Here is a 24,104-nt window from a genome sequence, read left to right as displayed (position 1 = left end):
ATTTACACGGATTAATATTCAGCCTCTCAACTCAGTAAAATAGAAAATGATAAAAGGGGTCGATTCCCTTTTATCATTTATTATTTATCATTTGATTAATTATTCTAATTCAAGTGTTCCTGCATTTAGTGCATAGTATCTTCCTTTTTGTGCCATTAAGTCATCATGGTTTCCGCGCTCTATGATCTCCCCTTGTTCCAGAACCATGATGGCATTGGAATCACGAACTGTTGACATCCTATGGGCGATGACAAAGGTTGTTCTTCCTTCCATGAGCTTATCCATTCCCTCGGATATTAGCTTTTCGGTTCTTGTATCCACAGAGGATGTAGCTTCATCCAGGATTAAAATCTCCGGATCGGCAATAGCTGCTCTTGCTATTGATAGTAGCTGTCTTTCCCCTTGAGACAGATTCAGTCCATCTACAGTTAGCATCGTATCATAGCCTTGAGGAAGATGCTTAATAAAATAATGGGCGTTGGCCAGCTTTGCTGCCGCCGTTACTTCCCCATCGGTGGCATCAAGTCTGCCGTATCTGATGTTATCGGCTACAGTTCCTTCGAATAGATGAACATCCTGAAGAACTATACTCATCGTGCTTCTTAAATCCATCTTATTTATTCTTTTGATATCCACTCCATCATATAGAATTGTCCCATCGTTTATCTCATAGAATCTGTTGATTAGATTTGTGATGGTGGTCTTTCCAGCTCCTGTTGAACCAACAAAGGCAATTTTTTGTCCGGGTCTTGCATAAAGATTGATATCCTTTAAGACCTGTTTTTCGGGAACATAGCCAAAATCCACACCCTTAAATTCGATATCGCCATTTACCGGTATATAATCAAAGCTGCCAGCTCCATTAGGAACCTTCCAACAATGGCCGCCCTTTCCCTGGCAATCCCTTTCAAGCACCACATCTCCTTCATCCTCTTCCACTTTTTCATCTAGAATGGCGAAGATTCTTTCAGCTCCGGCAAGGGCTGCAAACAATGTATTAAGCTGATTAGATACCATGGTTATCGGTCTTGATATTGTCCTGGTAAATTGTAAAAAGGCAGCAATATTACCTATACTAAGGGTTTTCTGAATCACCATAAAGGAGCCCAGAATAGCTACTACGGAATAGAGCATAAATGTTAGATTCCCCATTATCGGCATTAACATCACGCCGAATGTAGCAGCCCGGGATGATGATTTTCTAAGCTGATCATTTCTATTTCTGAAATCTTCTATTGCTCGATTCTCATAATTAAACACCTTAACCACTTTTTGTCCCGACATCATCTCCTCAATATAACCATTCATATTGGCAAGTCTAAGCTGTTGATCCCTAAAATAATAAGCAGATTTTGAACCGATGATCTTAATAATGACGAACATCAAGATAAACATAATGGCCACGACAAGGGTAAGGGCAGGGCTAATAATTAACATCATTATGAATGTACCAATTGTCGTTACGATGGATACGATGATTTGAGATACTGCCTGCTCCAGGGATTGATTCAACATATCCACGTCATTTGTAAAGGTAGACATTAATTCACCATGAGAATGGGTGTCAAAGTATGAGATAGGCAGTTTTTCCATATGCTCAAACATATCTGCACGTATTTTATGAATAATCTTTTGCGCCAACCTTGCCATATTTCGATTTCCAATATACTGGCCAAGGGTAGATAACAGTACAAAACCTATCATGATGAGGATAAATCTTATGGCATCGTTGATAGAGCCGCCGCTCACAAATACATCGATAATAGGGCTTAACATCCCATTTGTAAATACTTCCATCAAAGATGAAACTATTATGGATAATATCCCAATGACAAATAGAGCCTTATAAAATTTAAAGTAGCTAAATAACCTTAATAATGTTTTCTTTGGATCCCTTGGTCTGAATGTGGCTTTATTTTTTCTATCCATTATTCTCCAATCACTCCTTTCTGCTGTGATTCATATATTTCTTGATAGATTGGAGATTTTTGTATCAAATCGTCATGAGAACCGATCGATTCTATTTTCCCTTCATGCATGACGATGATCCTATCTGCATGCTGGATTGATGAGATTCTCTGAGCTATGATAATAGTAGTCACATCCGCCAGATCCTGTTTAAATGCCTTTTGAATCTTAGCATCAGTAGTCATATCCACTGCACTGGTAGAATCATCCAGTATGATGGCTTTTGGCGATTTCATCAGAGCACGGGCAATGGTCAGTCTTTGCTTTTGTCCGCCTGAATAGTTATCACCATTTTGCTCTACGATATGGTCTAAACCATCATCGTAGTTAGATACGAATTCCCAGGCTTGTGCATGTTTTAATGCCTCTATGATCTCTTCATCAGCGGCATTTTCGTTGCCCCACTTCATATTGCTTCTAATCGTACCTGAAAACAAGGTATTTTTTTGTAATACAAATGATACCTTATCCCGCAAAAGCTCTAGATCATAATCCCTGACATCTACTCCTCCTACCTTTACCTTTCCTTCAGTTACATCGTAAAGTCTGGGGATTAATTGAACCAGAGTAGATTTTGATGAGCCCGTGGAACCAATAATCCCCAAGGTCTCTCCGGAGCTAATGCTAAAGTTAATATTTTTAAGCGTGAATTCGGAGCTGCCCGGGTAGATAAAGCTTACATTTTCAAAGGATATTGAACCATCCTTCACTTCCTTAACAGGGTTTGATATTTCCTTGATTTCTGATTCGGTATTTAATACTTCAACAATTCTTGATACAGAAGCTGAACCACGCAAAAGATTCATAAAGTACATAGATATCATCATCAATGACATCAGAACCTGTGTAATATATGTTACAAAGGATATCAGGGCTCCGCCGCTCATACTTCCTAATGTAATTTGCTTTCCGCCGAACCATAATACGGCAATGATCGTAGAATAAACAATTAGACTAAATATTGGCATTAAAAGGATTACATAGGTAATGGCTTTAAGTGCCGTATTCATGAGGCCATCATTTTTTACTTTAAACTTTGATTCTTCAAAGCTTTGTCTATTAAATGACTTAACAACCCTTATGTTGGTCAAGTTCTCCTGAATCACCCCGTTTACCTTGTCTACGTAAGTTTGAAGTATAAGAAAAAGCGGTCGCGCTTTGCTTAAGGCAACAGTAATTGCTATCGTTAAAAGCGGCAATGAAATTAAAAACACCCTTGCCAAGGATGAGTTTACTTTAAATGCCATAAACAGAGCAAAAATCATCATAAACGGTGCCCTGATTGCCATTCTAAGACTCATCATCGTTACCTGCCCGATGGTATTACAATCATTTGTGAGTCTTGTGATCAGGGAAGATACTTGAAATGTATCCAGATTTGCAAAGGAAAAGCTCTGCACCTTTTCAAATACATTTTGTCTTATTTCAGCTGCAAATCCATATCCTGCACTTGAACCGAAAAAGGAACTGGCCACTCCCAAGGTCATAGCAATTAATGCTACACCGATCATCATCATGCCAATTCTTACAATATAGTCTATATCTTGATTTGCAATACCTACATCAACGATTTTGGCCATAAGATAGGGAATAATTACATCTCCCAATACTTCCAAAATCATAAATAATGGGCTTAATATTGCAAATACCATATACTTCTTTATTAATGGTAATAATTGCTTCATATATTTCTCCTTAAGGGGGGACGAGGGGACAGGTACCTCGTCCCTATATCCGGTCAATTACACTTTTTGATATCCCGGTGATTCTGGATAATTGCCTAATTGTTACCCCTTTTTTAGATTTTACAGCTTCTATGATCTTATTTCTTTTACTTATTTCTAGTTGCTTTAGTTTATTAATGTCAGAAATATCATGCTGAGCAAAATAAGATATGACTTCCTGATCTGATATTAGGTATTTTCCCTCATATTCCAAACACTTATCCTCATTAAACTCATTCATGAATTTCCTTAATAATTCAATAGCTTTGATCCTATCTTTAGAAAATATTTTTAAGGTAAGATCGATATCTACTTCTGTTTGTTTTCCTAAATATTCATTATAACTGCTCCATTTATATGCTTCAATATTTTTTATTAAACCCGCCTTTAATGGATTCTGATGTATATAACGAAGTACAGTTAAAAAATATACCTCGCTTTCTACTGCCTCACTTTTAAACCGTTCTTGAAACAAGTGCCCGCATCTGTCGTACTTCCGGTTGTACCAATAAACGAAACTGCTGCTGATTCTTTTTATGATCATTGAAATTGGCTCTGATGTTTCTTTAATTAGTAAATGGACATGGTTATCCATGAGACAATACCCATATAGTTCATAATTACTTATGGATTTATAATGCAATATTGTTTCTATAAATTTTTCCTTATCCTCATCATCTTCAAAAATTACTTGTCTGTTTATACCTCGAAGCATAGTGTGGTATATTCCGCTTTCACTTGGCTTTCTGGCACACCTTGGCATTTTTTTCACCCCAGTGTTATTCTACCAGAAATAAACTCAGGGGACAAGGATCGAGTAGCCGGGTCCTTACGGCCCCAAGCCCTCCCAGAACCGGACGTGCCCTATTAAGGCATCCGGCTCTTCACTCCACCATTTACAGAACATAGCCTTGACCTGCTCCTAACTCGAATATGTTTACATAGGTTTGCGGTTTCGGTAATGGATACTTCCTAAGAAATAGGTTAAATTTGTCCCAATTGAAACTCTTACGTTGACTTCTCCGATTTAGCCATTTGTATACCAATCTCTTGACTTCATCGATGTAATTTGAGACTGCTTCCCTATTGCCTGTAATACCATAATATCGACAGTATCCCTGTAGCTTAATTCTTAGCTTCTTCATGAAGTCTTTACTGGGCATATGTCGATTGTTTCTTATCCATTCCTTACACCGAAGGAGACTAGCCCTAAATTTCTTCTTACTCGTCTTCCTTCGAATGTACTTAACGCCTTTGTCACTGACCCAAAGATAATGTGTGAATCCCAGGAAATCAAATGAGCTATTGGTATGTTTTCTACCGGGTCCCCCATCATCCTTATCGTTGTGTTTATTACCCTTACGTTCATTGAGACAAACAATCTTCGTCTTTTCTTCTGCCACTTCTAAGTTAAATTTCCTCAACCGTACTATCAACTCAGTATAGAATGTCCTGGCATCCTCTTCGTATTCGAAGCAAAATACACTGTCGTCAGCATACCTTACCATGTAGGCTTGTCCTTTGCAGATTTTCCTGACCCGTTTCTCAAACCATAAATCTAGTACGTAATGCAGGTAAACATTCCCAAGAATGGGGGATACGACTCCTCCCTGAGGGGTTCCCTCAGGTGTATCATAAGTTATGCCTGCCTCAACTATACCGGACTTTAGAAATCGTGCGATGAGTCTTAATATATTAGGGTCTGCTATCCTATGCTCTAAGAATTTCATGAGCCATCCCTGGTCAACATTGTCAAAGAATCCTTTTACATCTGTGTCAACTACATAATTGATTCTCCTCTTGTTGACGATTTTATTCAGCACTTTCAAAGCATCATGACATCCTCGATCAGGTCTAAATCCAAATGAACATTCTAGAAAATCTTGTTCATATATAGCATTGAGTATCTGCGCAAGGACCGCCTGTACTAGTTTATCTTCATATGCTGGGATTCCAAGGGGTCTTTTCTTGTCACTTCCCGGCTTAGGGATGTAAGTTCTCCTTACTGGTTGAGGTTTGTAGGCTTGCCGTTTCATTCGTTCTATGAGATCTTGCACATTAGCGTCCAGATTTAATTCATAATCCGCTTTCGTCTTCTGATCTACTCCGGCTGCCTTCTTACCATTCATTCCATCATGGCATTGTTTGATTGTCTCTTCATTAATAAGGTGGGCCAGTGATGTAAACTTTTCTTGCTGATGCATTTTCGCTACTTCTGCTATCCTTGCCAGTTTCGTTTCCATAGTTCTTCTACCTCCGGGTGTAGTCTATGTTTCTCTTTTAAGGTCGATGTTGTGTTACCGCCTTCCCTCTACAGGCATTACCCTGTTTCATCAGTACTATGCAGTAATCTGACTCCCTAAGGCGTTCGGCCTCCTAACTTTCTTATCGCTTGTTAGCCTTACTTTCTCTGTGTAAAGAGCGCTTAGGGCCTCCCACGTTGACGCATCATAACCATGTATAGCATGCCAAGGTCACCGACCCCGGGGAAGCTAGGCTATTCTTGCATAGCGAATAGACTAGTGTTGTTTTCTACTCAGGTAAAAGTATCAACCTTCCCATTTGGGATTTCGGGGCTCCATCCCTTAACTTGCGTTTCGGCCTACTACCTTGCTGTCTACGCTTAACATCATAAGTTACCCGATGATGTCCAAGACTCGCTATGAGTGATTTGCTAAATCTTACTCAGTGGGATTCCCACCCACTATATGATGCGCCCCTGCGTGGCGCACTACCTGTCCCCTTGTCCCCAAATTTCCTATCGTATAGTAACGCTGCAATCAAAACTACTAATATCGAACCTGCATTATGAACCAAAGCACCCGTCGTAGGAGTTAACCATCCCATAAATGACATTAAAATTGCCACGAAATTTATAAATAGGGACAAGGCAATACTGAATTTTATAGTGCGTACTGTCGCATTGGAAAGCCGTTTCAAATACGGAATTTTTGAAATATCATCGCTCATCAGGGCAATATCTGCGGCATCCACAGCAATATCGCTACCCATGGCTCCCATCGCTACGCCTACCGATGCCGTCTTGAGGGCAGGAGCGTCATTCACGCCGTCTCCTATCATGCAGACCGACTTGCCCTCCTGTTGCAATTGTACAATGTTCTCTACCTTCTCCTCTGGCAGCAATTCCGCCCGCACGGAGGTAATGCCTGCTTGTTTTGCAAAATAATCAGCTGTCCTGCGGTTGTCACCGGTAAGCAGTACAGTCTGTGTCCCCATCTCACCCAATTCAGCGACCATCTCATTCGCCGTAGGGCGCAGTACATCGGAGAGACCAACCACACCCACGCAAATCCCGTCTGCAGCTGCCAGAAGCGAAGCTTTACCTTGATTGCGCAAAATATCCAGAGTATCACGAACCTGTTTTGGGATGTCAATTCCATTTTCTGTTAAATATTTCTCGCTGCCGCAGAGCAGCTTACAACCAGAGACATTAGCATAAATTCCTTTACCTGCTTCCATACGAAATCCTGATGTCTCTTTCAAAACAAGGTTTTTTACCTTGGCATGTAAGACGATTGCCTTTCCTAAAGGGTGTTCACTGCGGGATTCTGCAGAAGCAATCAAAGCAAGCAGCTCATTTTCATCCAGTTCTTGGGTGAAGGAAATCGTGTCACTAACCTCAAGTTTTCCAAAGGTAAGTGTCCCAGTCTTGTCAAATGCTATGGTATCCACTTTGCCCATCTTTTCCAGTGCTTCACCGGATTTGATGATGACCCCATGTTTGGTAGCCTGCCCAATGGCGGCCATAATGGCGGTAGGAGTAGCCAGAACCAAAGCACAAGGGCAAAACACTACCAGTACGGTAACACCACGGACGATGTCCTGAGTAACGAAATACGTCACAATAGCAATCAACAATGCTACCGGCACAAGCCGAGTTGCCCATTTATCTGCGATACGTTGGATTGGCGCTTGCTTGTTTTCAGCATCCTGAACCATACGAATCAGCTTCTGTAATGAACTGTCCTCACCAACATTTGTTGCTTCCATGTCAATGGCTCCAAAACGGTTGATGGTACCGCAAAAAACACTGTCACCGACTTCCTTATCCACAGGTAGCGACTCCCCAGTCATGATAGCCTGGTCGACCGATGTATTTCCACTGATGATTTTCCCATCAACAGGAATGATTTCTCCGGGAAGAACTCGCAGAATATAACCCACTTTGATTGCTTCCGCGTTTATCATTTCTTCTTTCCCATTATTAATTCTGCGTCCTTGCTGCGGAGCAAGGCTAATGAGTTCCTTGAGACCCTTTTTGGATCGTTCGGAGGTTTTATCCTCCAGAATCGCACCAATCGCCATGATAAATGCGACTTCACCCGCTGCAAAAATGTCTCCAATGGCGATGGCTGCAATCATGGCAATGGATATTAAGAGCGCTGAAGATATCTTGTTTATGCCTTTGTTGCAGATGACTCTCCATATTGCCAGATACAGAAGGGGAATCCCACAGATGATAACCGACACCCACGCCGGGTCAACGGGAACTTCAATTTTCATTAACATCAGAATTAGGCTTGCGACCAGAAACACACCACCTGCTATAGTCATAGGTAATCCAGCAAAAAAATCGTTTAATCTTTTCATTTCATAAAAACCCTCCCTTGCATTGTTTGTAAAACAATGGTACAATTTATTTGTTATCGAACATTGTGTTCATTATGATTATATGGCTATGTGATGCCATCTACAATAATCAAAATGGTCATTTTGTAAGTTACTGAACATTATTTCATATTTGTACGAGAGGTATTATATACGAGAGGTATTATAATGGATAGAAGACAACAGAAAACAAGAGATGCAATTTTCAAGGCACTCAGTGCACTACTTGAGACAAAGCGGTACAGCAATATAACGGTACAGGAAATCATTGATGTAGCGAATATTGGTCGAAGCACTTTTTATGCTCATTTTGAAACAAAAGACGAGCTGCTCAAGGCAATGTGTACCGATATTTTCTGCCATGTATTTTCAGATGAACTCATGTCAGAGAAAACCCATGACTTTTCGGATGGAAACAACGAGCTTGAAACAAAGCTCACACATATCCTCCATCATTTAAAAGACAGCGAAAAAAACATTGTGGGCGTATTATCCTGCGAAAGCGGCGAACTCTTTATGGCATATTTTAAGGGGTACCTTACAGAGATGTTTTCCAAATATTTAAATGAGATAAAAGTCAATGCCCCTGCGGATTTCGTGCTAAACCACCTCGCAGGTAGTTTTGCCGAAACAGTAAAATGGTGGATTGATAATAAAATGAAATATACACCCGAAGAGACAGCCCAGTATTATTTAGAGGTTAGCGGTATCAATAGAATCTCAGGTCAATAGGGTTAAAAAAATAACAGGCACTATACGAAATTAAACCGTAGAGTGCCTTGCCTTGCTTGCTGTTGTGCATAATTTATGTTTCAGAAAAAGAAGCTTTGGGGGACAAGGTGCCTGTCCTATTGTCCCCTACCAAAAAAATCGCCAGTTTAATATTAACAATAAACTTAAACCGGCAATTTTTCAATAATTTAAATGATATTCTTTTTAATCCTCGCTGAATAACCTAATGCATTTGCACCCGCATTTCATGCATACTTCTTCCCTTACTATAAGCAATCCAAATGGACGATTTAAATTTCCTGCATTGAATTCCCCTACATGTACAGGAGCAGTACGTTCACATATATCAAAAACTTCTATCGTGTTATTATTAAAATTAGACACATAAAGGGTATTACAGGTAATCGCCAATTCAACAGGGCCGTTTAAAAAGCCTGAACCGAATCTACTTATAAACTCAGGGTGCTTAGGGTTTGATATGCAATAAATAGATATAGTGTTTGCATGAATAAGTTGAAAATTTGCAACATAAAGTATTTCTCCAATAATTGCCATGCCAATATGATTGCTTATTTCCGTATCATTACCAAACTGACCGATACGCTTTGGATTATAAGGATTGCAGACATTGTAAATCTCAATACTCGCATCTTCAGAATTTGATACATAAAGAATATTCCCGTTAACCGCCAACCCATCAGGACGGTGTAACTCTCCAGCCCCAAACTCCCTGACACGTTTTGGATGCCGCGGATCGGATATATCGTAAACCTCTACTGTAGAATCAACAAGGTTCGTTACATATAGAGCATTTTCCTTTATTGCTAATCCATTAGGGTTCGCTAAGTCACCTTGCCCAAACTGGCCTATACGCTTTGGCATAGTAAGGCGGCCTATATTATAGATTTCTACAGTACTATCGCGAGAATTTCCAATATAAAGAATGTTGCCTTTTCTAGCCATTCCACAAGGAGCAGATAAATCTCCCGCACCAAATTCACTGATGCGAACTGGATTTGAACGGCTATTAATATTATAAATTTCAGTAGTATCATTACCGGTATTTGTTACATATAGATTTTTTTTAATATCCCTCATCGTTTTTCCTCCTTTCAAAAATTATTACTTCATAGTACAAGCCTTTACCATATTTTATCTGTTTCCCTACAATATACTATGTTTAAATTTGTTCCGTTGTTACAGTTTACGACAGAATTCGTGAATCCAGATACGGAATTAAGAATTTTCCCCCAAAAAAACTCTGCTGTTTAATTACAGCAGAGAATCAATATCTTTTATTCTGTCATATATATCAAATAGATCATGATAAAAATATTCGGTTAATTACACTTTTTAATATCCTGGTGATTATCTGTTCATACCCCGAAGCATAATATGGTATATTTCACTTTCACTTAGTATTCTGCACACCTTGGCATTTTTTCATCTCCATGTTATTCTACCAGAAATTAAAGGGACAAGGTACCTGTCCCCTTGTCCCCCCCCTTGTCCCCCCGAAGGGTGATGATGTGCTCCTAAGAGCCAATTGATCTTTGCCTTCCTTTCTCCAACAATTCCCTTTGCATATTTTTAAAATATTCTTTGATAATTTCCCAGTTTGGATCTCCCCTCATAACAGGCATTAATTCCCTTTCTGCATCTTTGAAATAAGAGAGGCTTTTAATTAAATGATAATAATTAATATTTATACCCGGGAATTTCTGTGGCATCAGCTGATATAAAAGCTCCAAGCTGACATTTTGCTGACAAATCCAATATAAATCAACAAAATCATTTCGCGCCCCACGTTGGCTTAAGGCAATCCATTTCAATAGTCCGATATCCTTTAATGATGCAATTTTTAGTCCCGGTATTTGTTTTTCTTCTATCAGATTATCCATCATGGGATTAGGACAGTGCAGCCAGGTCACCCTCACATTATCAATAAAGCCACGGAAGTTCCCTTCAGCCGTATCGGCAATTTCAACCTTACCGATCATGGCTAACTTATCTATGAGTTCTTGAATTTGAAACACTTCAGGAGTAATCCAGTCAAAGTCAATAGATTCCCTGTGTCCAAGCATTAATGCTAAACCCGTTCCACCAGACAAGAAAGATCTGGGAACAGGCTCGATTTCAATAATTTTGCGCAGTATTTCCATTCTGGCTTCATCGAGTACGTTCCAAAACATCCCATTTTCTTCTTCCTTTAGTTGAAAAAAATTCTGCCAACAAAGGGTAGTTTGCAACGAAAGCCCCCTGCTTTGCAGCACGACATTTTTAATTTGTTTTAATGAGAATGTTTGAAATAACCACTTTACAGCTCGATGATCCCCTTCATTAAGCAACCTTTCGATAATATATTTCTGATGGTCATTTAAGTCGAGGTTATTAATATCTACATCCCAAAAGAAAGGCCTAATTTCATCAGGAATTATGGTTTGTCCCATTATCAACACCATCCCTCCCTTTTTTATATATAATCACACTTCTGGCATTGCAAAAGTGTCTTTTCATTATCATCTTTATGATAAGCACCTGACCATCGGCATATATTCTGCAAGATCGGTAATACTGATTTTCCTTTTTCAGTCAAGCTGTATTCAACCTTAGGCGGAATCTCATCAAATTGCTTCCGATTCACAATGTCATCATTCATCAATTCTTTTAATGTTGACGCCAAAACGGCATCAGTTATATTGGTCATCTCTTTTCTTAAAGCGCTGTAACGTAGTACTTCTTTCTCAGCAAGCACACAGATAATACGTGACTTCCACTTTCCGCCGAATATTTGCAGGCCATATTCTAAGGGACAGCGGATATCTTTTTCTAATTTTGGTTCATACATAATTCTAACTCCTTACAATGTTGAAAGCCCAGTAAAGTATAGCAAGAATATTTCCGGGAAGAGCAAAAAAGCTAATAAGCATATATCCTATATCCATATCCTATCAAGGCTCCCAATATATTTGTTTTATCTGTTGGATCTTCCGGCTCCTGTTTCTTATCATAGCATTATTATAATTATACAGGTATTGCTATTTATAAACAAGTAACTATTAAAATTATTAGCTGCTAATAATTTTGCTTATAACTTCAATCTCTTTAGCGATGTGAGTATAATATACATACGCTCATTTAATAAGCGAATGATATCTATTCAGGAGGATCTATTACTATGGAACGAATTTATGACACTCTTCCGGAGCTCACTTATCCCGAACGGGTTCAAGCCCTTTATAAATTAATGCATGAAGCAGATGCTATCGTGATTGGTGCCGGATCTGGTTTTGGTTTTTCAACCGCGGCAGGTTATGATTTTGGCGGGCCCCTCTTCAATGAATATTTCTCACAATTCCAGAAAAAATACGGCTTCGATGATGCCTATGCCGGAATTTTCTACCCATATCCAAGCAAAGAGGAATTTTGGGCATTTTGGGCATGCCTCTGCTATGTTTTCCGCTACCGGGAAGACTCTAATGAGACTTACCAGATGCTGAAACAATTGTTTCAGGATTTCAACCATTTTATTATTACAACCTATTATTACAACCAATGTTGACCATCAATTCATTACCAACGGATTTGATAAAACAAAACTATTTTATACCCAAGGATCCTTTGGCCTCATCCAATGTGCCACTCCTTGCCACCAAGAAACCTATGATGCTTCAGATCTGCTCATGGCTATGTATCAGCAGACTGATGAAAACTTGAAAATCCCCAAAGAATTAGTCCCGGTCTGTCCCAAATGCGGCGGGCCCATGACTAAAAATGGCCGGGTGGATAGCCGCTTTGTTCAAGATCAAGGTTGGTATCAAGCCAAAGAACGTTATACCAACTTTTTGGAAAAAAATAAAGACAAGCGGATCCTCTATTTGGAAATGGGTGTGGGCTACAATACCCCGGTTATTATTAAATATCCATTCTTACGCATGGCCCGTGAGAACCCTAAAGCTTATTATGTCAACTTATCTGTGGAAAAACAGCCGATCCCAGATTATCTCTTAGATCGAGCCATGCCTATTTACGGAGATCTTGCTTTACCGATCAAAGATTTATACAGATTGAGTCAACAAGGAGGTCATTAAATGGATCAACAAGACCGGATCAACTATATGATTAATTACCTGGAAAAGGAACGGGGGAACGAAACAATTGATCTTACCAGACCCCAGGACCAGGCAAAAGAATATCTGCGGGCTTTAATCAATATCCGCCCGCCCCAGGAGATTTCGGAAGAATTTTTAGCAATTGAAGACAGCTTTCTGGCAGAAGAAAATCAAAGCCGGGATAGGATTACTTTAGCAGACCTAACCCCCATCCGGGCCAATCAATACTTGTGGCAAGGAGATATTACCCAGCTTCAGTTAGACACCATCGTTAATGCTGCCAACAGTCAGCTCTTAGGCTGCTTTGTACCCAATCATTCTTGCATCGATAACATCATCCATACCCGGGCCGGTGTCAAAATGCGCCTCTATATGAATGATCTGATGGTCAAGCAGGGTCATGATGAAGGAGTGGGCCTTGCTAAAATATCGCCTGGTTACCAACTGCCCGCAAAATATGTCATTCACACGGTAGGCCCGGCAATCCCACCCGGTCAAGCTCCGGGTACCCAAGCCCAGGAAGCATTGCGCTCCTCCTATATTTCCAGTTTGAAGCTGGCGCAAGACCATGGACTGACTAATATTGCCTTTCCGTGCATCTCTACGGGAGTCTTCAATTTCCCGCAAGAGCTTGCCGCTTTAATTGCTGTGGCCGCTGTGACCGATTTTCAAGGTGTTCAACGAACCCTAGGGCAAACCCCAATTCAGGTGGTCTTTAATGTCTTCACTGACCGGGATTTTATGATCTATCGAGATATTCTCAGCTCATAATTTAACTAAAAATGCCATTTTGCCTTGAAAATAAGGCTCCGAAAAGAGAACCTTCTTAGCCCTCTCTTCCGTAATGATAACAGCAGCCCCAATCATATCCACTTCACCAGAAACAAGTGAAGCTATCAACTCTGAAAAAAGAATATCGGTAATTTCCAGATCCATGTCCAATCTGCTGCATATGCGCTTGGCTAACTCAATATCAAAACCTGTAGTTACTTTATCTCCCACAATAAATGTAAAAGGTCTCTCCACCGCGCTTGTTCCTAATTTTAATGTTCCATTTTTCCCGGTCAATTCAATTTTGGGCATAATTCCTGTCGCCCCGACTTTCGGAAACCATCTTTTTATCATTTTTTCATAAATACCATTAGCTTTAATTTCAGCAATGGTATCGTCTATTGCTTTCTTTAAATCCGGTCTGTTAAAGTTCACAGCAAATCCGTAATCATCAACTTTAACGTTAACGTTATCAATGTTTATAATTGTAAACGATTCATGTAAATTTGCTGAAATATATCTTAGCATGACATCCTCATAAGGAAAGACTTCCACGTCACCATTCTTCAATGCCGCAAGACAATCATTTATCGTTCTGAAATAGTGGAAATGTGCCTCAGGCAGCAGTTTTAAAACCCACTCATCATAAACCATTCCTTCTACAATTGCAAAAGTTGCATTTTCGAAGTCTGAAAGGGATCTCATCTTTGAGGTTTTTTCTTCAATAATCATGGCCCACCTCCTGAATCATTCTATCTATTCGATATCTTCCTGATATCTGCATATATTCTTCCTTTACCATTGAAATTCCATTGAAATTCCATCAATCTAATCAAAATAGATACTTCCTCCAATAAATTCACGCAATATGGAATTGAAAGGGACTTTTGCAGTATCCATTGGCTCAAAGAAAGATATAATTCTCAGCAAACGTTCCTTTGTCTCCGCAAATGGGCTGTCATCCTCAATTTTATTCAGAGATTCTTCTGCATATGGCCTAAGGGCATTCACTTCGTAGAGAAGACTGGAATTGAACATGACATCAGCTTCTTCCTGGAACTTAAATATATTTTTGTATTCCCCAAGTCTCACGTTATCCCACTGCTTCAGCGTTTCCTCCGGATGGGTATCACGGAATTGATCCCCTCTGACAATTCTTCTGATCATTCTAACTTCCGTGCTTGGGACTCTGTTTATCAAGTCGATATTCAATTCGTAAAGAGCCGTAATGTACACTTTAAATAAGATGATTCTGTTAATATTAGGAAACAAAATGGGGTTCAAAGCATGGATACCCTCCACTACCAGGATATCATCAGGACCGACATGCAATTTTCTTGTTTTTGAGGAACGGAGGCCGGTTTTAAAATCGAAAATCGGCGTCTCTACCGTCTTCCCATCAATCAGATCTGACAGCTGCTGCTGCATAAATTTAATATCTAATGCTTCTACGCAGTCGAAATCATACCTTCCACACGCATCGCGCGGGGATTTTTCCCTGTCCACAAAATAATCATCCAAAGAAAGTGTGATCGGATTAAATCCGTTTACGCTCAACTGAGTCGACAATCTTTGAGAAAAAGAGGTCTTGCCGGAAGAAGATGCCCCAGAAATGAGAAGCACCCGCAGGATTTTTTTCCGTTGAAGTATCACATCTGCAATATTCGAGATCTCCTTCTCTTGCAAAGCTTCTGCCATCCCGATCAACTTGAGGGTTGCCCCGCTTGCGATATAGCTGTTAACATCACGCAAAAGCTCCAACTTAATGTTCTTCAGCCACTTTTGTGTCTTATCATATGTGGCGGAGAGTTTGTCCGGCGGAACCAACAAAGTATTGATTTGGCCATCTTCCCTAAAGGATATAATGAATCCGTCTGCGTAAGGAATCAGGTCGAAAGGACCAATCGTTTCGACGCTGGTTTCGCAGGGATAAAGCATCTTAATAACGTTACCTGCGACCCGGTAATGATAATATCCCCCCTCCCGGCTTAAAAACTCAATATCGGGGTCGGTCAGAATCCATTCTTTCAGTTTCAAATCAATCTGGCGGACTTCTCTAACTGAAATTGCCGTTTCTGTAAACCGGCAGAATAGTGCTTCCTGTATGGAATAGGCGATTTTTAGTGATTCCTCAGGAAAAAGCTGCTTAGTAACGATGATCAATCCGAGGTTGACAGTCTGACGGCTTTGTGTCAGGTGCGTTTCGGCCATAGCTTCACCTTCTTTCAATTTAGCATTCTTTTGAGCAACGATACCTATCTTATTAGGAAATAATGACCAGAATATATTTATATACTCCGGTCATTATAGCAAGTTTTTAATTAGTCGACAATTCGGGAATTCAATGGCCATAATTATTGCTTGTATCGAGATTATATAAGTTCCTATATTTCTTTTTCGTCGATCCAGTTCTTTATTTCATCAATTAAATTTTTATCATATCGATTTTTTAAATTTTCCAGATTCATTAAGATGGCTTTTTTAGAAAACTCTATTCCCAGCAATACTTCTTCGATATCTTTGATTAGTTTACAATCGATGGCATCGGAGAATACAGTTACCTTGCTGATATGCCCATCTTTTAAATTAAAATTAATATCTAAATCTCCCCACTTGAATCTGTGATAAAGTGTCATTTCAAATTTTGGCGATTCTCCATAGCGCCAATTCCATGAAGAGTATTTTTCATAAAGCTTTTTAACGCTGCCCATATCCTCATCTATCACCTTGGTTTCGCTGATCGTACCATGATATACTTGTTGAAAGCTTTGCTCTAAGGCTGCACTTAAATTATTAATATCTAAGCCGGGATTGATCGTGTTAAGATTTACCACTCGGGATTCAACCGAATTAACTCCCTTTGATTTTATTTTTTCCTTACTCACCTGGAGATATTGCTGTATTTTTTTCATATCTGATGCGACCAGAAGGGTACCGTGGTGATAGCAGTTATCATCATCATAGTAAAATGCATTCCCTGAAAATTTCTTTCCCTGGGCGACAATATCATTTCTTCCGGAAAACTCAGCATCAATGCCCTTAAGTTTAACTGCCTCAATAATTACTTCCAGTTGTTTCTTGATATTAAAGGCGCCTTCTTTGGCGACAAAGGTAAAATTTAAATTACCCAAGTCGTGATAAACTGCTCCACCACCGGAAAGTCTTCTGGCTAACTTTCCGCCATGCTCTTCTAATATTTTACATCGGCACTCTCGCCAGGGGTTTTGATTTCTGCCGATTACTACGGTATTTTCATTTTGCCATAGGTAGAGTATTACTTGATCCGATTTTATATTCCTAAAAAGCTCCTCTTCGACAGCTAAGTTATACCAAGGATTGAAACTCAAGGATCTAACCAGTTTTAACGCACAATTATTCGGCAAAATGCAATGCTCCTCCTTCTACAGAGAGAACACCTTCATGGATCACCTCTGCAGTTGTGGGATGAGCAAAAATTGTCTCTGTGATTTGTTTTGTCGTCAACCCATTTTTAACGGCTATTGTTAAAGAGGATATTAAATCAGCTGCATTTATGCCGATGATATGTGCTCCTACGATTTTTTCTGTATCTTGATCTTTGATAATTTTAATAAATCCCCGATCATCTCCCACGGTAAGTGCTTTACCATTGGCGGCATAAGGAAATTTGCCTACTTCTATGTTTAATCCCTTTGATTGAGCCTCCTTTTCAGTTAATCCTACTGTGGCAATTTCCGGGTGGGTAAATATGGCACTGGGTACCGCCGAATAATCCATTTCTGCATTATGTCCCATGATATTTTCGACAGCCACAATTCCCTGATGAGAAGCTACATGAGCAAGCTGCATGATATCGGTAACATCGCCGATAGCATAGATATTGTCGATATTGGTTTGCATTTTCTCATTTACTTTAATGCCTCTTTTGTTTTCATTTAGTTCTATGCCAACTGCTTCTATGCCTAATCCTTCAAGATAAGGTCTTCTCCCGGTGCACATGAGTATCTTGTCGACGGATAAATATTCTGGTCTTCCATCTTTTGTAAACCTTACCATGGACTTTTCATTTAATGTGTCTATTACTTCTTCAACCTCTGAACCTGTATAAATCTTGATGCCCTTTTGTTCTGCCGCCGTTTTTATTTCTTCAATTACGTCCTCATCTAAGGTCTGAAGCACATCATCCAAGAATTCGATGACAAATACCTCCACCCCGAAAGAAGCAAATATAAAAGCAATTTCCATTCCTATTACTCCGCCGCCTACTATGGCAAACTTTTCGGGAAGCTCCTTCAGATCCAATATTTCTTTACTGGTCACGACGCTTTTAGAATTTGCTCCGGGAATAGGGGGACATGAGGGTTCAGAGCCTGTGGCGATGATGATATCCTTGCTATTTACTTCGATAATCTTATCTTCTGTTTCTGCTTGAACAGTGTCTTTATTTATCAGTTTTCCCCTGCCGGAAATTACTCTGATATTATTTTTTTCTAAGAGGTCTTCTACCCCTCCCACCAATTTACTGACAATAGCATTTTTTCGGTCGATAACCTTTTCCATATCCACACGGAAGTCTTTGGCACTTAATCCATACTCAGCAGCTTCTTTAAAGCTATCAAATACTTCCGCCGATCGCACAAGGGCTTTGGTCGGGATACATCCATAATTTAAGCAGGTCCCCCCTAAAGCTCCTTCCTCAATCAATACGACTTTAGCCCCCAGTTTTGCCCCTTTAATAGCGGCCACATACCCGCCGGGACCTCCGCCGATAATAGTTAAATCACATTCGATTTTTTCTTCAGATTTAACTTTTTCCTCAGTTTTCTGAACAGCCGTCTCTTGTGATCCGGCAATTTTCAATAAAATATCTAAAGCCTTTACTTCTGCCCCTTCCTCTACCTCGATAGATTCTACAGCTCCGTCATGTTGGGATTTAACAACTGCATTACCCTTCTTAGTTTCTAATGATAATAGCTCTTGACCCGCTGTAACTTTATCACCCACACTTACATTTATTTTACCTATAGTCCCTTTTTTGGGACTCTTTATTTCAATGATCATGATTTCCCTCCAAAATTCCCCTGTATATTAAGAGGACACTAGCTCCCCTTACCATCTAGTTGTCCCCTAAAAACTTCTAATTATTTTTCTATGGTTATTTTAGTTCTTTCCAGTTTTACTCCGTTTGCTAACGAATCCCCCACTGGGCACCTGGATTCAACAAGCTCGATAAATTCTTCGATTTTATCTGCGGGAGAGTCACTTTTAATATGCATATGGAATCTAATATCTGAGCATCCAGGTCTTGCTTCAGATAATCCTTTGAAACCTTCAAGGTCAAGATCGCCTTCCAGCTCTACCCAAAAGTCTTGTACGTCTATCCCCACATCGTCTGCAAATGATAAAGCAGCAATTGCCTGGCACCCGCCAAGGCTGCATAACATAGCTTCAACCGGGTTCATGCCGGTATCTGTTCCGCCCAGATCTTCCGGCTCATCAAATATAACCTTAAATCCTCTTGCTTCAGCTTCAACTGCCAGACCTTCTTTTTTTCTCACAACAGCTTTCAATGTCATTAATTCCATGGTATCGACTCCTTTACACATTTTGAGTAATAGCAGTGTTTGCATAAAATAATTGCTATTACAACTATTATATCAGCCGACATGATAAAGTCAACGGATTTAGTGGTTTTTTGCTAATCATTTTAATAATTATTTAATTATGTATTCTTTTAAATACAGATCTTTATTAAAAAAAGAAAAAAGCTGCATCACTCATAGGTGATGCAACCCTAAAACTTAGTTAATATTAAAGCCTTTTTCACTCTTCTTCTTTGCTCACATTTTCAGACATTGTTTTCAATACATTCTTAAAGATTGCCAAATGTTCCTCTGAAATTCCTTGACTGACAATCTTGCTCAGCTTATCTGCTTTCGGTAATAAATCTACCCTTGCCCTTGTTCCCTTGTCGGTTAAACTTAAATATATCACCCTTCTGTCCTCAGAACTTCTTTGCCTTAATACATATCCTTCTTTTTCCATTCTATCAATTAGCCTGGCAACTGTAGATGGTTTTTTATTCATTGCATGACAAAGGTCCGTTTGACTAATTTTTTCATATTTACCTATATTGTATAAAGCTATCCATTGAACCGAGGTAACTCCATTTTTAAATACCCTCTCATTAACTGCCTCGTTTATTTTCCTGGCAGAGTTTCCTGTTATATAGTATAAACAAGTGTCTATATCAAACATCCAATTCCCCCTAAACTAATATCCTGATTTATAATATCCGATCTACCTGAATTATGCACGGTTCTTCCAACAAATTAGTTCAACCGTTGAGATGTGGACTTTAAAAGAACCCGCAGAAAGGGCTCTTCATATGCTTACTTTATCGCAAATCACTCATAATTTCAATCACAAAATCATTTACGAAAAGGGCACTCTATTTAAGAGTGCCCTCGCGCTTTAATACTTTGATTTTTTTTAAATTTTAGGGTCTGGATCATCAATATTATCATAGGATGCATTTAGCCATCCGACAATCTGTGCCCAAAATAATCGACTAACATGTGATCATTCGTTAATTGCCTCGATCCCTTGCGATTTTAGCTTCTCAAGGTTATCTAACATGTTCTGGAGCACCTCTGGAGAATGTCCCTCCCATTCCAAGACTTCGCCCACTATTCGCAGCGGTTGCTTGGTACGATAAGACCTTGTCGGATTGCCTGGGAATTTCTTATCAGTTAAATTAGGATCATTCTCAAAAGTATCGATGGGCTCCACTTGATAGATCCGACCTGGATGATCACCAACCGCAAGTTCTGCTCCCCAAATCGCCGCATCCATGGTTGCGGTGAAATAGATGAAGTTAGCCTTCTTTCGCTTACCATAATTAGAACTAAAGCCAGGTTCCAGCAAATCCCCAACCTTTAAATCGGCTTTTGTGCCATGGTAGAAAGGGCCGGTGTCTATGGGTTTATTCAATAATTTCTCTAATCCAGTTTCAGTGGTTAGCTTTTCGAGATTATTAAGTATTTCTTTTTCGCCCACCATTGAAGCCTCCCGTCCCCTTATCTCCCTAAATCAATAATGTTTTGGATAAGGCCCTTACATTTTCCACATTCTTCACCTGTTTCTTCATCTACACCTGTTCCAGCGCCTGTTACTTCTCCAACCTTTTCTACTGTATCTGCACCATTTTTAACTGCATTTACTACCGCTTCCAAAGAAACCTTCTTGCAGCCGCAAACAGAAGAAAGTATTGCTTCTAATTCACTTTTACATCCTTCACACTCAGTACATACTCCTGCTAACTCTGCTATTTCTTCTATAGTTCTTGCACCAGAAGTCATCGCCTTTCTAATTGATAGATAATCAACATCATTTGTTGTACAAATTATTCTGTTTTTTGCCATTTTTTGTATCTCCTTTAAATAAATATTTACTTATCTAGTATACCTAAAATCGACTGTTTGCCATAGAGTTTTTCCTGTATAATTTTAATATATTTGTTTTTATATCTTACTCTGCCGGGGGGACAGGGGGACAGGTACATCGTCCCTATCAGAAATAAACTCGAGGAACAAGGTGCCTGTCCCCTTTCCCTTTCTTTCCCTTTCTACCACCTTTTTTTATTACCTCCAAAAATTTGTCATATCTTTTTTATCCTCAATGTTGTAGGCAACCATTTTATATAACAATTCAAAATCTACATTATCCGCCCACTTGATTCTGAACAGCTCCTGTGTATGGGTATAACCTGCTTCCTCGATCTCCTTTTCAAACAGACTAATGACCACCGCTTCAGGCGCCACCGCAATATGCCCTTTAGCAACACTAAAACCGATGATAAAAGTTCCATGGTCACTAAACATCGGCTGATTCCACTTAATTTCTTCATTCAATTGAGGAAACTTGTCTTTAATGTTATTTAGGATGCTTTCCATCCGTTCCCTTTTGTCCGATTCACCGATACTATCTAAAAATATTTGAAAATCTTTCATAGCTAGTCTCCCTTCCGCCGCCAAGTCGCGGCCTACACGGATTGCTATAATGCAAGTTATTGCTTTAAGACGAATACATCCCACAGTTCATTGGGCAACACTTTTACTTGTCTTTCTGGCATACCTTGGCATTTTTTAACTTAAGTGATATTCTACCAGAAATAAACATGGGGGACAAGGTGCCTGTCCCCTCGTCCACATGTATTTGAATCTAATTGAATATTGCGACAACCAAGATAAATTATAAAATTTCGGGTAAAATATAAAAAATATAAGTAAATAAGGTGGCTAGTATTATGAATAATATTTTAGAAGTAAAAGAGTTAAAAAAGATTTTTACTATGAAAAATGGACGCAAGATTGAAGCTGTAAAAAATATAAGTTTTAATGTTAGACGTGGTGAGGTGTTTGGTTTTTTAGGTCCAAATGGTGCGGGTAAAAGCACAACTATTAGCATGTTGACAACACAAAAACCAGCAACCGCTGGAGATATTTTGCTAGATGGAGAATCATTGATCAAAAATCCGGCTAACGCACGAAGAAAGATTGGAGTTGTCGCGCAGCATAACAATTTAGATAGAGGTTTGACTGCAAGGGAAAATCTAATGTATCATGCAAAATATTTTGGCATGGAAACAAACATGGCAAACAAAAAGGCAGATGAATACCTTGAAAAATTTGGCCTAGCAGATCGTCAACATGATTATGTAAAAAGCTATTCAGGTGGTATGGCACAAAGGGTAAAAATCGCTAGAGCAATGATTCATACTCCTGACATACTGTATCTAGATGAACCAACCACAGGTCTTGACCCTAGTTACCGCTCTATTTTGTGGGAACAAATGGTAGAGCTCAACAAAGCAGGTACAACAATATTTCTTACAACACATTACATGGAGGAACCTGAGCAACTATGTGACCGTATCGCAATCATCAATAATGGAGAACTGATAGCTCTAGGTACTTCTTCAGAGTTGAAGAACATGATTCCATCCAACAACATTGTATCCATGAAACTGTCTGTACTTAATGATAGTTATGTAGAGTCGGCAAAGGAATTGCCTGGTGTTGAGAAGGCTACTATTCAAAGCGGCTTACTCCAGCTTTATATGAAGGATGCGCAACCGGATTTTAACCGTTTAGTAAGTTGGGTAAAAGGTCTTGATACAACTTTACAGAACATCAGCTTGAGTACCAGCACGTTAGATGATGTATTCATTCACTTGACAGGAAAGGGGATTATGAGCAATGAAATCAAATAATCAAATAAAGGATACTACATTGACTGCCTTCAAGGCGATGGTCAAACGAGACCTTGTTATACAATTGAGAGATAAATGGGAGTTTGTATTCCGTGTTGCTATGCTACCGTTTATCCTGATTTTAACATATGGTTATATTCTACCAAGAATCGGTTTATTACCTACTACCTTTCCAACCCAGATGTTTTCAGGAATGATAGGCATGAGCATGTTAATAACAGGTATCCATGGAACAGCAGTTCCGTTTACAATGGATTTCAATAATCTCCGTGAGATTGAAGACCGGCTACTTGCACCTGTATCGATAAATATCATTGCATTGGCTAAAATGTTAGTTGGTATTATAGAATCATTTATCGGAGGGCTGATTGTGTTGCCAATTTCTCTTGTTTTCATGGGAAGCTCTCTTGATATTTCGGTTACACCAGAAGGAATTCTTATTCTGATTCCAGTGCTTATACTGATTTCTATTGCCTCTGCAACACTGGGTCTTTTAGTTGGTACAATTATAAAGCCAATGCAAATTGCAGCAATGTTCCCAGGGTTCTTAATGCCTGTTGTGTTTTTGGGTGCGATTTTCTTCTCTTGGAGCAGCCTTGCCGCCACTCCAGTTATTCAAAAAATCGTACTTATAAACCCTCTTGTGTATGCAAATGAAGCTTTACGAGCGATACTTACACCACAAATTGGATATATGCCTATATGGCTTAGCATTACTGGTCTGATAGTAAGCATACTTATTATGGGCTATATTGGTGCAAAAAGATTCACTAAAATGGCAACTGGTGCTAAGTAAAGTAGCTACAATTATTGATAAGTAATGCAGTATAAATGAACATTTTAATGGGGTGGGACGGGGGGACAGGTACATCGTCCCTATCAGAAATAAATTCGAGGGACAAGGTGCCTGTCCCC

At 39.4% G+C, this 24,104-nt stretch carries 23 protein-coding genes; 6 read left to right on the top strand and 17 right to left on the bottom strand.

The genetic code is table 11. The features are described 5' to 3' along the window. Positions 1-99 precede the first annotated feature (99 nt). From CEQ75_RS11505 to CEQ75_RS11485, 5 genes are all read right to left on the bottom strand, one after another. Entirely contained in the window at positions 100-1,929 is a 1,830-nt protein-coding gene (locus CEQ75_RS11505; RefSeq protein WP_089610770.1) for an ABC transporter ATP-binding protein, read from the bottom strand. Continuing rightward, the gene (locus CEQ75_RS11500; RefSeq protein WP_089610768.1) at positions 1,929-3,653 is read right to left on the bottom strand and encodes an ABC transporter ATP-binding protein; all 1,725 of its coding nucleotides are present in this window, start codon (positions 3,651-3,653) and stop codon (positions 1,929-1,931) included. Before CEQ75_RS11500 ends, CEQ75_RS11505 begins: the two co-directional genes overlap by 1 nt. A 43-nt stretch (positions 3,654-3,696) precedes the next feature. Next, the gene (locus CEQ75_RS11495; RefSeq protein ID WP_089610766.1) at positions 3,697-4,455 is read right to left on the bottom strand and encodes a transposase; all 759 of its coding nucleotides are present in this window, start codon (positions 4,453-4,455) and stop codon (positions 3,697-3,699) included. A 133-nt stretch (positions 4,456-4,588) separates the two neighbouring features. Beyond that, entirely contained in the window at positions 4,589-5,935 is a 1,347-nt protein-coding gene (gene ltrA, locus CEQ75_RS11490; protein ID WP_089610017.1) for a group II intron reverse transcriptase/maturase, read from the bottom strand. Positions 5,936-6,377: 442 nt separating this feature from the next. Further along, complete coding sequence (locus CEQ75_RS11485; RefSeq protein WP_089610764.1) at positions 6,378-8,303, bottom strand: heavy metal translocating P-type ATPase; 1,926 nt, start codon at positions 8,301-8,303, stop codon at positions 6,378-6,380. A 186-nt stretch (positions 8,304-8,489) separates the two neighbouring features. Here CEQ75_RS11485 and CEQ75_RS11480 point away from each other — a divergent pair, with 186 nt between their 5' ends. Next, positions 8,490-9,053 (top strand): TetR/AcrR family transcriptional regulator, encoded by a 564-nt coding sequence (locus CEQ75_RS11480; protein WP_089610761.1) that lies wholly within the window; start codon positions 8,490-8,492, stop codon positions 9,051-9,053. A 204-nt stretch (positions 9,054-9,257) separates the two neighbouring features. Here the strand turns inward: CEQ75_RS11480 and CEQ75_RS18685 are convergent, their stop codons facing one another. From CEQ75_RS18685 to CEQ75_RS11460, 3 genes are all read right to left on the bottom strand, one after another. Further along, a complete protein-coding gene (locus tag CEQ75_RS18685; RefSeq protein WP_089610759.1) occupies positions 9,258-10,151 on the bottom strand; it encodes an LVIVD repeat-containing protein in 894 nt (297 codons plus the stop codon). Positions 10,152-10,588: 437 nt separating this feature from the next. Next, complete coding sequence (locus CEQ75_RS11470; protein WP_242965472.1) at positions 10,589-11,503, bottom strand: nucleotidyl transferase AbiEii/AbiGii toxin family protein; 915 nt, start codon at positions 11,501-11,503, stop codon at positions 10,589-10,591. Between the two features lie 23 nt (positions 11,504-11,526). Then, complete coding sequence (locus CEQ75_RS11460; protein ID WP_089610758.1) at positions 11,527-11,901, bottom strand: winged helix-turn-helix transcriptional regulator; 375 nt, start codon at positions 11,899-11,901, stop codon at positions 11,527-11,529. 330 nt (positions 11,902-12,231) lie between these two features. Between CEQ75_RS11460 and CEQ75_RS19000 the strand changes: the two genes are divergently transcribed. The 3 genes from CEQ75_RS19000 to CEQ75_RS11450 all read left to right on the top strand — a co-directional run bounded on the left by CEQ75_RS19000 (position 12,232) and on the right by CEQ75_RS11450 (position 13,936). After that, positions 12,232-12,615 (top strand): SIR2 family NAD-dependent protein deacylase, encoded by a 384-nt coding sequence (locus CEQ75_RS19000; RefSeq protein WP_242965141.1) that lies wholly within the window; start codon positions 12,232-12,234, stop codon positions 12,613-12,615. 121 nt (positions 12,616-12,736) lie between these two features. Next, on the top strand, positions 12,737-13,144 hold the full coding sequence (locus CEQ75_RS18995) for an SIR2 family NAD-dependent protein deacylase (protein WP_242965139.1): 408 nt from the start codon (positions 12,737-12,739) through the stop codon (positions 13,142-13,144). Next, complete coding sequence (locus tag CEQ75_RS11450; protein WP_089610756.1) at positions 13,145-13,936, top strand: protein-ADP-ribose hydrolase; 792 nt, start codon at positions 13,145-13,147, stop codon at positions 13,934-13,936. On the opposite strand, the gene CEQ75_RS11445 is transcribed toward CEQ75_RS11450, so the two are convergent. From CEQ75_RS11445 to CEQ75_RS11405, 9 genes are all read right to left on the bottom strand, one after another. Further along, the gene (locus tag CEQ75_RS11445; protein WP_089610754.1) at positions 13,931-14,668 is read right to left on the bottom strand and encodes a transporter substrate-binding domain-containing protein; all 738 of its coding nucleotides are present in this window, start codon (positions 14,666-14,668) and stop codon (positions 13,931-13,933) included. The genes CEQ75_RS11450 and CEQ75_RS11445 overlap by 6 nt on opposite strands. Before the next feature lie 96 nt (positions 14,669-14,764). Then, positions 14,765-16,147: a uridine kinase family protein gene (locus CEQ75_RS11440; RefSeq protein ID WP_089610752.1), complete on the bottom strand. Its 1,383-nt coding sequence runs from the start codon at positions 16,145-16,147 to the stop codon at positions 14,765-14,767. Between the two features lie 173 nt (positions 16,148-16,320). After that, positions 16,321-17,319, bottom strand: a complete 999-nt coding sequence (locus CEQ75_RS11435) for a lipoate--protein ligase (RefSeq protein WP_089610750.1) — start codon at positions 17,317-17,319, stop codon at positions 16,321-16,323. After that, positions 17,309-18,976, bottom strand: a complete 1,668-nt coding sequence (gene lpdA / locus CEQ75_RS11430) for a dihydrolipoyl dehydrogenase (protein WP_089610748.1) — start codon at positions 18,974-18,976, stop codon at positions 17,309-17,311. Before lpdA ends, CEQ75_RS11435 begins: the two co-directional genes overlap by 11 nt. 80 nt (positions 18,977-19,056) lie before the next feature. Beyond that, positions 19,057-19,500, bottom strand: coding sequence for an OsmC family protein (locus CEQ75_RS11425; protein ID WP_089610746.1), 444 nt, complete (start codon positions 19,498-19,500; stop codon positions 19,057-19,059). Positions 19,501-19,738: 238 nt separating this feature from the next. Next, complete coding sequence (locus CEQ75_RS11420; RefSeq protein ID WP_089610744.1) at positions 19,739-20,173, bottom strand: MarR family winged helix-turn-helix transcriptional regulator; 435 nt, start codon at positions 20,171-20,173, stop codon at positions 19,739-19,741. A 324-nt stretch (positions 20,174-20,497) separates the two neighbouring features. After that, on the bottom strand, positions 20,498-20,977 hold the full coding sequence (gene arr, locus CEQ75_RS11415; RefSeq protein WP_089610742.1) for an NAD(+)--rifampin ADP-ribosyltransferase: 480 nt from the start codon (positions 20,975-20,977) through the stop codon (positions 20,498-20,500). A gap of 17 nt (positions 20,978-20,994) precedes the next feature. Further along, positions 20,995-21,339 carry a (2Fe-2S)-binding protein gene (locus CEQ75_RS11410; RefSeq protein WP_089610740.1) on the bottom strand — a complete coding sequence of 115 codons (345 nt, stop codon included), beginning with the start codon at positions 21,337-21,339 and terminating at the stop codon, positions 20,995-20,997. A gap of 219 nt (positions 21,340-21,558) precedes the next feature. Next, positions 21,559-21,927 (bottom strand): iron chaperone, encoded by a 369-nt coding sequence (locus CEQ75_RS11405; protein ID WP_089610738.1) that lies wholly within the window; start codon positions 21,925-21,927, stop codon positions 21,559-21,561. Between the two features lie 296 nt (positions 21,928-22,223). Between CEQ75_RS11405 and CEQ75_RS11400 the strand changes: the two genes are divergently transcribed. Together CEQ75_RS11400 and CEQ75_RS11395 are read left to right on the top strand one after the other, a co-directional pair. Beyond that, positions 22,224-23,189 carry an ABC transporter ATP-binding protein gene (locus tag CEQ75_RS11400; protein ID WP_242965137.1) on the top strand — a complete coding sequence of 322 codons (966 nt, stop codon included), beginning with the start codon at positions 22,224-22,226 and terminating at the stop codon, positions 23,187-23,189. Beyond that, the gene (locus tag CEQ75_RS11395) at positions 23,176-23,985 is read left to right on the top strand and encodes an ABC transporter permease (protein ID WP_089610736.1); all 810 of its coding nucleotides are present in this window, start codon (positions 23,176-23,178) and stop codon (positions 23,983-23,985) included. The genes CEQ75_RS11400 and CEQ75_RS11395 overlap by 14 nt, the downstream gene beginning before the upstream one ends. Positions 23,986-24,104: the final 119 nt, after the last annotated feature.

It is taken from the genome of Dehalobacterium formicoaceticum, from assembly GCF_002224645.1.
Classification (GTDB): Bacteria; Bacillota; Dehalobacteriia; order Dehalobacteriales; family Dehalobacteriaceae; genus Dehalobacterium; species Dehalobacterium formicoaceticum.
The sequence above is the reverse complement of the archived record's forward strand: the minus strand, read 5'-3'. Positions and strand labels throughout refer to the sequence as shown.